General features: G+C 56.3%; 13 protein-coding genes. 8 read left to right on the top strand and 5 right to left on the bottom strand.

Going from position 1 to position 12,183, the window contains the following annotated elements; genetic code table 11:
* Positions 1-185 precede the first annotated feature (185 nt).
* From ACZ89R_RS25455 to ACZ89R_RS25445, 3 genes are all read left to right on the top strand, one after another.
* The gene (locus tag ACZ89R_RS25455; RefSeq protein ID WP_429547713.1) at positions 186-605 is read left to right on the top strand and encodes a very short patch repair endonuclease; all 420 of its coding nucleotides are present in this window, start codon (positions 186-188) and stop codon (positions 603-605) included.
* Positions 606-995: 390 nt separating this feature from the next.
* The gene (locus ACZ89R_RS25450; protein WP_429547714.1) at positions 996-1,505 is read left to right on the top strand and encodes a BRO-N domain-containing protein; all 510 of its coding nucleotides are present in this window, start codon (positions 996-998) and stop codon (positions 1,503-1,505) included.
* 320 nt (positions 1,506-1,825) lie between these two features.
* Positions 1,826-2,815, top strand: a complete 990-nt coding sequence (locus ACZ89R_RS25445) for a hypothetical protein (protein WP_429547715.1) — start codon at positions 1,826-1,828, stop codon at positions 2,813-2,815.
* A gap of 61 nt (positions 2,816-2,876) precedes the next feature.
* Here the strand turns inward: ACZ89R_RS25445 and ACZ89R_RS25440 are convergent, their stop codons facing one another.
* From ACZ89R_RS25440 to ACZ89R_RS25430, 3 genes are all read right to left on the bottom strand, one after another.
* Entirely contained in the window at positions 2,877-3,110 is a 234-nt protein-coding gene (locus ACZ89R_RS25440; RefSeq protein WP_429377676.1) for a hypothetical protein, read from the bottom strand.
* 162 nt (positions 3,111-3,272) lie between these two features.
* A complete protein-coding gene (locus tag ACZ89R_RS25435) occupies positions 3,273-4,439 on the bottom strand; it encodes a hypothetical protein (RefSeq protein WP_218398072.1) in 1,167 nt (388 codons plus the stop codon).
* A 114-nt stretch (positions 4,440-4,553) separates the two neighbouring features.
* On the bottom strand, positions 4,554-5,372 hold the full coding sequence (locus ACZ89R_RS25430) for a sulfite exporter TauE/SafE family protein (protein WP_429547716.1): 819 nt from the start codon (positions 5,370-5,372) through the stop codon (positions 4,554-4,556).
* A 112-nt stretch (positions 5,373-5,484) separates the two neighbouring features.
* Here ACZ89R_RS25430 and ACZ89R_RS25425 point away from each other — a divergent pair, with 112 nt between their 5' ends.
* Entirely contained in the window at positions 5,485-6,252 is a 768-nt protein-coding gene (locus ACZ89R_RS25425) for an AraC family transcriptional regulator (RefSeq protein ID WP_429547717.1), read from the top strand.
* A 156-nt stretch (positions 6,253-6,408) separates the two neighbouring features.
* Here ACZ89R_RS25425 and bglX read toward each other — a convergent pair whose 3' ends face one another.
* A complete protein-coding gene (bglX, locus tag ACZ89R_RS25420; protein WP_429547948.1) occupies positions 6,409-8,637 on the bottom strand; it encodes a beta-glucosidase BglX in 2,229 nt (742 codons plus the stop codon).
* A 338-nt stretch (positions 8,638-8,975) separates the two neighbouring features.
* Here bglX and ACZ89R_RS25415 point away from each other — a divergent pair, with 338 nt between their 5' ends.
* Both ACZ89R_RS25415 and ACZ89R_RS25410 read left to right on the top strand, forming a co-directional pair.
* The gene (locus ACZ89R_RS25415; RefSeq protein ID WP_123495775.1) at positions 8,976-9,293 is read left to right on the top strand and encodes a helix-turn-helix domain-containing protein; all 318 of its coding nucleotides are present in this window, start codon (positions 8,976-8,978) and stop codon (positions 9,291-9,293) included.
* An 11-nt stretch (positions 9,294-9,304) separates the two neighbouring features.
* Positions 9,305-9,565 carry an XRE family transcriptional regulator gene (locus ACZ89R_RS25410; protein ID WP_123495773.1) on the top strand — a complete coding sequence of 87 codons (261 nt, stop codon included), beginning with the start codon at positions 9,305-9,307 and terminating at the stop codon, positions 9,563-9,565.
* 52 nt (positions 9,566-9,617) lie between these two features.
* Here the strand turns inward: ACZ89R_RS25410 and ACZ89R_RS25405 are convergent, their stop codons facing one another.
* Entirely contained in the window at positions 9,618-10,676 is a 1,059-nt protein-coding gene (locus tag ACZ89R_RS25405) for an MBL fold metallo-hydrolase (RefSeq protein WP_429547718.1), read from the bottom strand.
* A gap of 215 nt (positions 10,677-10,891) precedes the next feature.
* Here ACZ89R_RS25405 and ACZ89R_RS25400 point away from each other — a divergent pair, with 215 nt between their 5' ends.
* Both ACZ89R_RS25400 and ACZ89R_RS25395 read left to right on the top strand, forming a co-directional pair.
* Entirely contained in the window at positions 10,892-11,500 is a 609-nt protein-coding gene (locus tag ACZ89R_RS25400) for a TetR/AcrR family transcriptional regulator (protein ID WP_429542675.1), read from the top strand.
* A gap of 141 nt (positions 11,501-11,641) precedes the next feature.
* Positions 11,642-12,181 (top strand): DUF1003 domain-containing protein, encoded by a 540-nt coding sequence (locus ACZ89R_RS25395; protein ID WP_429547719.1) that lies wholly within the window; start codon positions 11,642-11,644, stop codon positions 12,179-12,181.
* Positions 12,182-12,183 lie beyond the last annotated feature (2 nt).

Here is a 12,183-nt window from a genome sequence, read left to right as displayed (position 1 = left end):
TCGAGTTAGTGTTGAAATTTAGAACGAGCGGACATTCTCTGCATTGGAATGCTCTCATGTTATGAGGGCTTTAAGCGCCATGGAATAAGAGGTCAGTATTAGTAGTGCTGTCCTCAATACAGATTGACAGCAGTTAAGATATGCTGAAATGACTGAGAGTTAGCTCCCATTGAGTAATGGCTTGAATGAGTGCAGATATAGTCACCCGAGAACATAGGTCCAAGATCATGTCGATGATCAAGGGCAAAAACACGAAGCCTGAAATGCTCGTGCGATCGGTGTGTCATGAGTTGGGGCTTCGCTATCGTCTGCATCGGAAGGATCTGCCAGGAAAACCGGACTTGGTGTTCCCCAAGCATCGATTATGCGTATTCGTCCATGGCTGCTTTTGGCACAGGCACCCTGGATGCAAGTATGCGTATACGCCCAAGAGCAGGCTGGATTTTTGGCTGCCAAAACTGGCAAAGAACGTCGAGCGAGATCTTGATGCACAGCAGGCGCTCATCGCGCGAGGATGGAGAGTAGTGATCATTTGGGAATGCCACACAAAAAACAGAGAAGTCCTACGTATTGAAATACAGAAAGCATTCGGCTTGAATGCTTAAGCCCTACACGTTTTCGACGGACAGATGATGAACAATTTTGAAGGGTTGACCGCCAGGCATTGACCCCCTAGGCTCTCAATTCGGCGCCTAAGAAACGCCTCAACCAGAGCGGTCCTCCGCACCCGACAGTCATGCGGCTTTTTTTCGTCTGCGGTTTTCCTACGCCTGCGAGAAAATCCCCGTTATGTCGGGAGTGGGCGAATACAAGACCCGAAAGGGGAATATGTCCGGCCCGTCTCTGGTGGGTTTCTTAGCTCCCGACACCCATAACGAATGCCCTAAGAAAGCAGCCAGAGGTAATGGAAATGCGTAAATTCCCATCCTTCATGATGAAGGTGAATTGCCGTACCCGCAGATCGAATCCCGTGCTTCTGTTTCAGGAGGTACGCCATGTCTGAACCGCTCATATCAACCCTTTTCACCCGTCACAACATCCATCTTCACGCCCTTCTCGTGGAGAACCAGGCTTGGTTCTGCGCTCATGACCTGGGGCGTTTGATGGGCAAATTCCTCGATGAGCGCATGTCGCGCAAGCTCGATGCTGATCAGCGGCAGATGATGTTTGTCTACGCCCACGGCGCTGCGGAAGAACGCTTGATGGTGAGCGAGTCCGGTGTGTATGCGTTGTTGGTTTATCACTATTGCCCGGAGTATCGATTGCTGCGCGAGTGGCTGACGCATCAGGTGGTGCCGGCGCTGCGTGATGCCCGACCATCGCGGGCGGTCGAGCGTCCGACGTTAAGCGTGCTGGATTGGCCTCAGATGTCGCTCAGCATGCTGCACTGGCAGGATGAGCCCTGGATTCGGTTGCGGGATATGCCTTGTGTGTTGACTGATGGTCCGTTCAATCGGCGTGAATCCTGGTGGCGGAAGGCTTCCCGGGTGTGGCGCGGGTTCTGATTGTTCGTCGCGGCATAACAAAATCCGCTGCTTGAGGTTCAAGCAGCGGATTTTGTTATGTGGCATCTTCATTGGCGCTTCGGCCTGACCGGTCGCGTTTGCCGGTTTTGGGGCTGCTGCGCAGCCCAGCGGGAGCAAGCTCCCTCGCCACAGGTTGGTGGTCGGCTTGATGGCTGTGGTGGTTTTGGAAATCGCGGGCAAGCCCGCTCCCACAGGTTTGGCGTGTTGCCATCGATTTGCGGTGTGTTGAAAACAGTCAGTGCAACCCGCCCCACCTCCCGCTATTAATACCCTTCCCCACTCAAGGACCCGAGCCCGCCATGAAATTCGACCTCGCCTACTGCCTCAGCCTCGACGACAAGCTGTCGATCTATGACGTGCGCGATTTGAATTTCGACGAAACCATGGAGTTCGACTCCGCCAAGGAGCACTTCCAGTGCCCCAACGATGCTTGCCGTTTGGCGTTCGATGCGGCCAACGTGTTGGGGACGTTCAACGCCAAGAACGTGAATTACGTGCGCACGCCGCACTTCAAGAACATACCCAGCACGCGACATGTTGAGGGTTGTCCTTATGTCAGCCTGAAGACGCCGGCGTCGGGGCTGGAGGCGGATGGGGCGGAATCGGATGACAGTCGCGAGGAGCATTTTCCGTCGGAGTTGTTGCTGACTCGGCGTGAGTATGTGCGTAAGCCTGCGAGCCCGGCGGTGGCGGCGGATGTCATGCGGGATGACCCAAAAACAACTTCAACGGCCAGTAACGTCGAGCATCCGAGCCGGGAGTCGGCGCCGGACAAGACCAGTGTCTTCGCCCATCCGGTGGAGTGTTTTGTGTCGAACTTCGAGGACAAGGAGCTGCTCAAGCGCATGCCGCTGAAGATTGGCGAGCACTCGGCGCCTTATGGGTCGTTCTTCAAGAAGATCGAATATCTGCAGGACAACAAGGGGCTGATTTACTGGGGCAAGATCAAGGAGATCAAGGATTACACCCAGAGCTTTCGCATCGATTTCGAGCAGAAGGTCTGGTTCAAGCAACCGGACGAGGCGAAGAAGAAGCCTTATTCGGTGAACGTTTACTTGAGCAAGAAGCTGATCGACAACTACCGCAAGCGCAAGGCGTTTCTGGAGGAGATCAAGCACGCGGTCGACAGTGACGCCGAGTTGTATTGCTTCTTTTATGGCGTGACGCCGGAGTTGAAGCAAGTGCCGAGCAAGAAAAACCCCGAACAGACGTTCGGGGTGTTCAGTGCCAATATCGAAAACCTGGATCACTTCATCATTCGTGAAGCACCGGGGTTGGCGGGTAACTAATCGGTGTCACAGCGTTATTGCTGTGGCTGATATCGCGTCGGGACGGCGGCCATCGTGTCGTTCAAACACGTGCTCTGCGCAGATAACGCCGATACAAAACAACCCCCATAACAATCGAAAGCATCCCAACCCCCGCATTACCCAAAAGCCAAATTGCAAAGTTCCGACGTTGGTCCGCTTCACTTTCGTAGAACGGCCCAAAGTAGTCAGACACTGCCACGAATAACAAATTAAATGCCCCAATGGCCAAGGTAACCATAAGGATGACGAACAATGCCCCTTTAACAATTTTCATATGACCTTCCAAAACCATATTTCCTTCGACTCGTGGTAGTCGGAGAAACTGCCCTCAATGGAAAACCCCAACTGAATACGAGGGTAGCTCAGCCAGTCCGTTAGAACCTGGATCACTTCATAATTCGTGAAGCACCGGGATTGGCGGAGAAGTAAATTCGCCTCAGGGCAGTTGCAGCGCTACCCCGCCTGGGTGTTGTTTTATGAGGTTGTAGGGCAGGACGCTCCATTCAACATACCCACACGAAGCGGCTACATGAGGAAATGATGGCTCTAGCTTGATGCCGTTTTCGGCGAAATGCCAAGACAGGAAACGCCACGGATCTACATCACTGTAGGCACATTCCTCATCACTGGTCATTTGATCGGGATAAAGCTTACTGAGCTGGGCCACCAACCATGGCGCGAATTCGTTGGAGCGGTACGCAGAAAACGCGGTGAACGTGTCAGGTGACTGATCGCTTTCACCGTAGAGTTCTTCGTAATGCAGTGGTTTCCCCTCTCCCACCCAAAGAATATCTTCAAGTACTAAAGGCTTGCCGGTCTTGGCATCCAGGTTGAGCGGCACATCGTTCTGATCCGGGTAAGCGCCGCCACAGCTGTACTCAGTACCGATGTTCACGCTGATGACCGAAGGCGTCATCAACAACGGTTTGATCGTTTGGTGATAGAAATTCACGCCACCGCCGGCGAGACATCCGTAATAACCCACTACTTCCAGCCACAAGCGCCCCATCAACTGTTGATTGATCCGCTGACGCTCTTCGGCGGTGTAGCCCGAAACGACTTCAAACAGCGTCGTCTTTGTTTGCGGTTCGCTCCACCATTGCAGTGAGTAGCCATTGAACGTTTCTGTCTTTCCTTGTTTGAGCTTCATACCTTGAAGGCGCAGATATTCGTACGGCTCAGTTTCATGGAGTTTGGCGAGGTAAGGCAGAGTACCGGCAGGCATTACCGGCAGTTTGGCTTCCACCAATTCTATCTTCAGAGTTTTTCCTTCGTCGTTGCTCCAATCCCCCCAAAATCTATTGGGCTCGATATTCAGATGAATTTGAGGCCTTGGGGTTTTCTCTCCATAGCGCTGTTCACCCTCATCGAGTACCAGCATCTCTCCATTCTTGATGCCGCTGAGCACCAGGTCCTTGCGGTATTTCTGATAGAAATAGCGACCACTTATGTTTTCAGCGTTAGAAGTATTCAGTTCCAGCACGATCGGCATCTTGCCCAGCGTGCCGGTGAACACTCGTCTTCCGTCCTCGGCATGAGCAGTGGAACACAACATGAGTAGCAACGCGGCGACTGGCGCCAGGCGTAACAATCCTTTGAGCATTGATCGATCCCTGAATGAGTCGGAAGCAGCGCCGGGCAGATTGAAGGCGGCGCAGGTTGAACGAGGACGGATTATGGCGAGGTTGCAGGAGGGAATCGAGCCTCATTGCACGTCTCACTTCATCGCCATGCTGAGCATCACCACCACCAGCAAACCAATATAAACACGAGCATGCACCCGATCCGGTATCCGCCCGATCCACGGCGTCGCCAGGCGAATCCCCACCAGCGATCCAGCCGTCAACACCGCAAACACCAGCACATCCACATAACCGACAAACCACGCCCCCAGATCAAACCCGGCAAACCCCGCCATCGCCATGTAAGTCAGTGTTCCAGCCAGCGCAACCGGCAGACTCAACGGATTGGCCATGGACGTCGACTGGGACATGCTCAGCCCACAACGCCGCAACAACGGCACGGTCATGACGCTGCCGCCCACGCCGAGAAAGGTGGCGATGGTGCCGATGCCTACACCGCCGCCCGACACTTCTGCCCTGCCCAATCGCCGTGGGATTACAGCGTCGGACTGTGTGAGAAATCCGCGTCGGAACAGGCAGTCCAGAATCGTCACGCCGAGGTAGGCGATGAAGGCAAAACGAATCAACTCGCCACTCGCCCACATCGCTGCAACGGCGCCGATGATCGCGCCCAAACCGATGAACCCGCCCAACGGCCACAGGTAATGGCGAATGAGATTACCGGCGCGGCGGTGTTTTGCGGTGGCGATCAGGGCGTTGACGATCATTACGCAGGTCGAGGTGGCTACGGCGATGTGCATTGCCGATTGGCTGATGGGATCGTCGGCGCCGTGACTGGCCGTGAGCATGCGGTACAGCAGGGGCACGACGACGAAGCCGCCGCCGAAGCCGAACAGCACGGCGGTGACGCCGGTCATGCAGCCGAAGAGTGCCAGCAAGAGGTAGAAGAACATCGCGCATTGTCCGTTGGTTGAGAGGGGCCGACGATAGAGCGATGGGGCTTGGCCTGCTTCAGCAAGTCAGCCAATAATGTTTGCGTTTACGCCAACGACTGGGTACCGCTCGATGCGCAATGTTTCGATTGATCTGCTGGACGACACGCCACGCTCGGTGGTGGCCCTCGGCACGGATTACCGTGATGGGCAGCTGTTGCCGCGCCATACCCACCGGCGGGCGCAGTTGTTGTACGGCGCCACCGGGGTGATGCAGGTGAGTACGCACGACGGCAATTGGGTGGTGCCGCCGCAGCGGGCGGTGTGGATTCCGCCGGGGGTGGCGCATGAGGTGTTGATGCTGGGGGTGAGCACTCGCAGCTTGTACATCGAACCGGGGGCGGTTGATTTGGGTAATCGCTGTCAGGTGATCAGTGTTTCGCCGTTGATGCGGCATTTGCTGATGGAGGCGGTGGAGGTTGCGCTGGAGTACGACGAGGCTGGGCGCGATGGTGCGCTGATCGACTTGCTATTGCACGAACTGGCCCGTAGCGCTCACTTGCCGTTGCACATTCCGCTGCCCCTGGATGCGCGGCTGCTTGGGTTGTGTCAGATGTTTCTCCAGCAACCGGACGCTCACCAATCGCCGCAACAATGGGCTGATCAGTTGCATATCAGTTTGCGTACTTTTAATCGTCTGTTCCGCCTACAGACCGGGCTGAGTTTCAGCCAATGGCGGCAGCGGGCCTGTGTAGTGCTGGCTTTGGCGCGGCTGGCGGTGGGCACGCCGGTGACGCGGATTGCCCTGGATTTTGGCTATGACAGCCCGGCGGCGTTCTCGACGATGTTTCGCCGCGTGCTGGGGCAGGCACCGTCCGTTTGGTTGGAGGGGGCGAAATAGCGAGGCCGCTACAGTCAGTAAAGCGCAATCCATGTGGGAGCGAGCCTGCTCGCGATAGCGGCGGGTCAGCCAACATTGATGCTGAATGTACCGCCATCATCGCGAGCAGGCTCGCTCCCACAAGGGATTGTGGTGTTCAGCCTTAACTTACCGGCCTTAACCACTGCCTTGTTCTGACAGCAACTCAAAACTCTGCTCCTTCACATCCTGGGAATCCAGGCCGATTTGCACCCGGAACTCACCCGGCTCGGCGGCGTATTCCAATTGGGTGTTGAAGAACTTCAAGTCGTTCTCATTAATGCTGAAATGGACCGCTTTCTCTTCTCCGGCCTTGAGCATGATTTTTTGAAAGTTCTTCAGTTCTTTGACCGGACGGCTGACGGATCCCACGACATCGCGGATGTACAGCTGAACCACCGTTTCGCCGTCGCGCTGGCCGGTGTTCTTCACCATGACGCTGGCGACGAGGTTGTCGGTCTTGCTCAGCGTGGTCGACGACAGGGCCATGTCGGTCAGGCTGAAGTCGGTATAGCTCAGCCCATAGCCGAAGGGATAAAGCGGACCGTGGGATTGATCGAAATATTGAGACGTGTAGTTGCGAAGCGCACCCGCTATGTAGGGGCGACCGGTGTTCAAGTGGCTGTAGTAATTGGGGATCTGCCCCACGGAGCGTGGAAAGGTGATGGGTAATTTGCCGGACGGGTTGTAGTCTCCGAACAACACATCGGCAACGGCGTTGCCTCCCTCGGAGCCGCTGTACCAGGTTTCCAGAATCGCATCGGCCTGTTTCTGCTCCTTGCCGATGGACAGTGGCCGGCCGTTCATCAAGACCAGTACCAACGGCTTGCCGGTGGCTTTCAGGGCGGTGATCAATTCACTCTGGCGCCCAGGCAGGTCGAGGCTGGTTCGACTGGCCGCTTCATGAGACATGCTGCGGGGCTCGCCCACCACCGCAATCACAACATCGGCTTGCTGTGCAGACTTGACCGCTTCATCAATCATTTCTGCCGCCGGGCGAGGGTCGTTCGCGATTTCGGACACTCCCTGGTATTCCAGGTATTTAACGACCTCCTGATCCTCCTCGAGATTGGCGCCTCGGGCATAGATCAGCGAACCCTGGGTCATTGCGTTTTTCAGGCCGTCGTAGATCGTCACCGATTGCGCGGGCACGCCGCTGGCGGACCAACTGCCCATGATGTCGACGGTACTTTTTGCCAACGGGCCTATGAGTGCGATCACGCCCTCTTTTTTCAGCGGCAAGAGGCCGTTTTCATTCTTGAGCAGCACCAATGTCTTGCGTGCCACCTCACGGGCCTGGGCTCTGTGCAGACGGTATTCGGCATTGTTGTCAGCGGGGTCTTCACTGGCAATGCCGATGCGCCGGTAAGGGTCTTCGAACAGCCCCATGTCGTACTTGGCCCCAAGGACCTCCCGCACCGCGTTATCGATATTGCTTTGGGAAATAGCGCCCGACTCAAGCAGCCCCTGTAGCTCCGGACCGTAGGAAAAGTCGTTCATGCTCATATCAACGCCGGCCTTGATCGCGAGCCTGGCCGCTTCTCGGTGATTCTTCGCCACGCCATGCTGAACCAGATCGTTTATGCCGTTATGGTCGCTGATGACCAGCCCCTTGAAGCCCCATGCTTTGCGCAGCAGGTCTTGCATCAACCAGGCGTTGGAAGCGGCTGGCACGCCATTTATCGAGTTAAGCGCCACCATCATCGCCCCCGCGCCACCTTCAATCGCCGAACGATAAGGTGGCAGGTAATCCTGGTACATCCTGGCCAGGCCCATGTCGACACTGTTGTAGTCGCGCCCACCCTCGACAGCCCCATACAACGCAAAATGTTTGGCGCTGGCCATGATGCTGTCGGGTGCATTCGGGCTTGCGCCCTGGTAGGCCTGAACCATCGCTTTGGCAATGCGCGAAACGAGGTAGGTGTCTTCGCCAAAGCCTTCGGAGGTGCGTCCCCAGCGAGGATCTCGGGCGATATCTATCATCGGGGCGAAGGTCAGGTCGATACCGTCCGCACTGGCTTCTTTTGCCGCTATCCGACCGCTTAGCTCAATAGCGCCAATGTCCCAACTGGAGGCCAATGCCAGACCAATGGGGAAAATGGTTCGATGGCCGTGTATCACGTCCCAGCCGAAAAACATCGGGATTTTCAGGCGGCTTTGTTGAGACGCGTCCTGCATGGGGCGGTTTACGAAACGGCTTACAGAGCCGTAGGTACCACCGATTCGCCCGGCGGCGATCTCTTCACGTATTTTTTCGGGCGTCATCTTTTCATCAATGGCGATCAGCCGCAGTTGGCCGATTTTTTCCTCCAGGGTCATTTGATTTATCAGGTCGCTGACAAAGGCCTCTTTGCTCAACGATGCCATATCAGCCGCGACGGGCAAGCTTGTAAAACCGATCAGGGCACATAACAGACGTAGTCTTTTCATGATTCCCTTCCCTGCATAACGCTGTGACGCACTGCGTCATAAACGCCACCTTCCCTGAATTGAAAATCAGAAAGCTGACGTTCAATCATTACTGCTCACGGGCGTTGAAAGCCTTGAGCTTTCAGGTGCCCGCATAGAAACAGCGTAGTCGCTCCCAAGCGCCTGCCGGAGCGAAAAACAGAATCGATCAAAAAAATGAGTTTGATCCGGGATCAAAACAACTGTACAAAAACACAGTACATTTTGAATCAGCACTCTCGAGCCCGGAGAACACCATGGCCACTCTTGCGATGAAAATCACCCTGGAACGTATCGCCCTCTTCCAGTTCACCCCCGCCCACTGTGCCCAGGCCCGAGCGATGCTGGGCTGGAGTGTTGAAGAGTTGTCCGAGGAATCCGGGGTTTCCGTTGACGCCATTCAGCGCTTCGAGGCAGAACGCGAGGTGCTCGATGTCACCCGGCTGGCGTTGGCGTATCGGTTTGAGTCGCAAGGCCTGGTGTTCTTCCCGGGATTTGCACCGGGCAGAGGGATGAATGTGAGAGGGTCGACACCGGATCCGGTGGGGCGGGCGGATTATGCAATGGTTGAGTGAGGTGTCAGCAAATGAATGAAATCGATGGAAGCAACCGCTGCGTTCATGAGGCGCCGGGCTACCCCGAGGCGGGTGAGATGCGAGCCAAAGCCGAACACGTCATGAAGATTGGCCTGCTCCTCCAAAACGGTCGGCTGAGCAAGACTGAGGCCGCGCAAAGGCTCGGACTGTCCCAGGAAGAACTGGACGAATTACTGAGTGGAAAATTTCGCGATTTGACCGTGGCAAAAATCTCGGAATATCCAAACCTGTTACTGGATGAACGTAGATAGATCGATCCAGAACTCGGGCCGCCCCCACGGCAAGCGGCCCGGCAGCACAACATCAAGCGTTCTGAGGCGCCGCCTGATCGCTTTCACCTTCCACCTCAAACCACCACGCACTGCCCCGTTGCGGGAACATCACGTTGAATGCTTCGCCCATCTGCGGCGTGGTGATCGACACGCTCCGCTCCCAGGCCAACGCCAGAATACGATCGAAGGGTTCGTACCAGGCGTGCATCGACAGGTCGAAGGTGCCGTTGTGGATCGGCAGCAACCAGCGCCCTTTAAGGTCGATGTGCGCTTGCAGGGTTTGCTCGGGCTGCATGTGAACATGCGGCCACTCGACGTTGTAGGCGCCGGTTTCCATGAGCGTGAGGTCGAACGGGCCGTACTGTTCGCCAATGCGTTTGAAGCCGTCGAAGTAGCCGCTGTCGCCACTGAAGAAGAGCCGCGTGTCGCCGTCGATCATTACCCACGATGCCCAAAGGCTGCGGTTACCGTCGAACAGACCACGGCCGGAAAAGTGCTGCGAAGGGGTGGCGACGAATTGAAGGCCATCGACCTCGGTGCTCTGCCACCAATCCAGTTGGCGCACTTTGCTGGCATCGATGCCCCATTTGATCAGGGTGTCGCCCACACCCAGCGGGGTAAGGAAGTATTGGGTCTTGTCCGCCAGTTTGAGCACGGCCTGATAGTCGAGGTGGTCATAGTGGTCGTGAGACAGGATCACCGCTTCAATCGACGGCAGGTCTTCGAGGCTGATCGGTGGCTGATGGAAACGCTTCGGGCCGGCCCATTGCACTGGCGAGGCGCGCTCGGCGAAGACCGGGTCGGTGATCCAGAATTTATCTCGCAGTTTCAGCAGTACAGTGGAATGACCAAGGCGATAGACGCTGTGGTTGGGCGCGGCGATCAACGCTGCCTGGGTCAGGGTTTGCACCGGGACGGGAGCAGACGGACGGGTGTCGCGCGGTTTGTGGAAGATAAAGTCCCACAGAATGCGCAAGGTTTTGCGAAAGCCTTGACGCTTCACCGGTACATGATTTCGATATTGCCCTTGCGCCTGTCGTGAAGCTTCAGGCGTTGCGGCGTTATCCGCTGGAGAAGTTAAAGTGGCCATGACTGAATGACTCCAGGAAAACCGCAGATTCGCGATTTCCCCCTTGGGGACGATAGATGGCCAAAGCACGCACGCATCAGCCGCAGATTCTATTTTTTACTGGGCAGGATTAACAAAACATTACACTGCACAGTGTAGTTTCAAGGTTGCATCAAAGCCGTTCGCAAGTAAACTGCCAAGTGTAGTTCTCCCCTTATTTTTGCCTAAGCGTATTTATGACAGCTCCACAACGTCTCACCGATCGTAAACGCGAAGCCATTATTCAGGCGGCGATTGCCGAATTCCGTGCCAACGGTTTCGACATCACCAGCATGGACAAGATCGCCGCCACCGCTGGCGTGTCGAAGCGCACCGTGTACAACCACTTCCCGAGCAAGGAAGAGTTGTTCGCCGAAATCCTCAATCAATTGTGGGCGCGGGTAACGGCCGAACAGGAAACCGCCTACCGCCCTGACCTGCCCCTGCGCGACCAGTTGCGTCTTATGTTGCAGGCGAAATTGCAGATGCTGGCCGATGACAATTTTCTCGACCTGGCACGAGTGGCGATCGCCGCCACCATCCATTCTCCCGAGCGCGCGCAGAACATGGTCACCCGAATGGGCGAGCGCGAAGAAGGCGTGACTGTATGGATTCGAGCTGCTCAGGCCGATGGCCGATTGAAACCGGTCGCACCCGAATTCGCCGCACAACAGGTCCAGGGATTGCTCAAGTCCTTTGCGTTCTGGCCGCAGATCTCCATGGGCCAGCCAGGCTTGTCGCCCGAGATGCAGCACACCGTTGTGGAGTCGGCCCTGGACATGTTTCTGGCCTGTTATCAGCGCTGAATCGGGTTGCAAAAAATGACAATGTCCGCAGCGTTATCGCTGACAGGTCGCTCTGAGTAGAAACACCGAAATGTGTTTCAGAATGAAACTGGCGCTGGGTCTATAGTGAGCCTCAGTCCCAGCAGCCATGCAGAGAGCACCATGAGCACCCCGAGCCGCGAAACCGAAATCCCCGGTTCCATCGATCACCTGCGCTTCCATCGCCCTCACGCTCATCTGGCGCCCACTTTCGGCACTGACCGTTTTGCCCTGCGCGCCGAGGCCTTTGCACGGTTCTTCGGCACGCCGACTTTTCTCGGTGCCCAAACCCTGATTGTGGTGGTCTGGATTTGCCTGAACTTGTCCGGCGTGACCGATTTCGATGTGTACCCGTTCATCCTGCTTAACCTGGCGTTCAGCCTGCAAGCGGCCTATGCCGCGCCGCTGATTCTGCTGGCCCAGACGCGTCAGGCGGCACGGGACAAAGCCCACTCAGACGCCGATGCGCGACATCGTGAAGCCTTGGCCGTCGCCAACAGTGAACGTCAGGCCCAGGCCGCGCGACACACCGCGCAACTGTTGGAACTGCTGGAGCAAAACACCCGACTTACCGAAATCACCAAAACCCTGACCGAGCGTATCGAAAGTCTGACGTCGGAAATGCATCAACACTTCGTAGGCAAAGAGCCACCGAAGGCGTGATC

The organism is Pseudomonas sp. TE3728 (assembly GCF_056279145.1).
Note: the sequence above shows the minus strand (reverse complement) of the source record. Positions and strands in the feature narration are given on the sequence as shown.

What these genes read in the sequence shown, in the direction of transcription:
- ACZ89R_RS25430 (WP_429547716.1), bottom strand. Translation starts at nt 5,372, where the DNA reads ATGTTCTTCTACCTCTTGCTGGCACTCTTCGGCTGCATGACCGGCGTC.
- ACZ89R_RS25405 (WP_429547718.1), bottom strand. Translation starts at nt 10,676, where the DNA reads ATGGCCACTTTAACTTCTCCAGCGGATAACGCCGCAACGCCTGAAGCT.
- ACZ89R_RS25440 (WP_429377676.1), bottom strand. Translation starts at nt 3,110, where the DNA reads ATGAAAATTGTTAAAGGGGCATTGTTCGTCATCCTTATGGTTACCTTG.
- ACZ89R_RS25410 (WP_123495773.1), top strand. Translation starts at nt 9,305, where the DNA reads ATGAATGAAATCGATGGAAGCAACCGCTGCGTTCATGAGGCGCCGGGC.
- ACZ89R_RS25400 (WP_429542675.1), top strand. Translation starts at nt 10,892, where the DNA reads ATGACAGCTCCACAACGTCTCACCGATCGTAAACGCGAAGCCATTATT.
- ACZ89R_RS25445 (WP_429547715.1), top strand. Translation starts at nt 1,826, where the DNA reads ATGAAATTCGACCTCGCCTACTGCCTCAGCCTCGACGACAAGCTGTCG.
- ACZ89R_RS25455 (WP_429547713.1), top strand. Translation starts at nt 186, where the DNA reads ATGAGTGCAGATATAGTCACCCGAGAACATAGGTCCAAGATCATGTCG.
- ACZ89R_RS25450 (WP_429547714.1), top strand. Translation starts at nt 996, where the DNA reads ATGTCTGAACCGCTCATATCAACCCTTTTCACCCGTCACAACATCCAT.
- ACZ89R_RS25435 (WP_218398072.1), bottom strand. Translation starts at nt 4,439, where the DNA reads ATGCTCAAAGGATTGTTACGCCTGGCGCCAGTCGCCGCGTTGCTACTC.
- bglX (WP_429547948.1), bottom strand. Translation starts at nt 8,637, where the DNA reads ATGGCATCGTTGAGCAAAGAGGCCTTTGTCAGCGACCTGATAAATCAA.
- ACZ89R_RS25415 (WP_123495775.1), top strand. Translation starts at nt 8,976, where the DNA reads ATGGCCACTCTTGCGATGAAAATCACCCTGGAACGTATCGCCCTCTTC.
- ACZ89R_RS25395 (WP_429547719.1), top strand. Translation starts at nt 11,642, where the DNA reads ATGAGCACCCCGAGCCGCGAAACCGAAATCCCCGGTTCCATCGATCAC.
- ACZ89R_RS25425 (WP_429547717.1), top strand. Translation starts at nt 5,485, where the DNA reads ATGCGCAATGTTTCGATTGATCTGCTGGACGACACGCCACGCTCGGTG.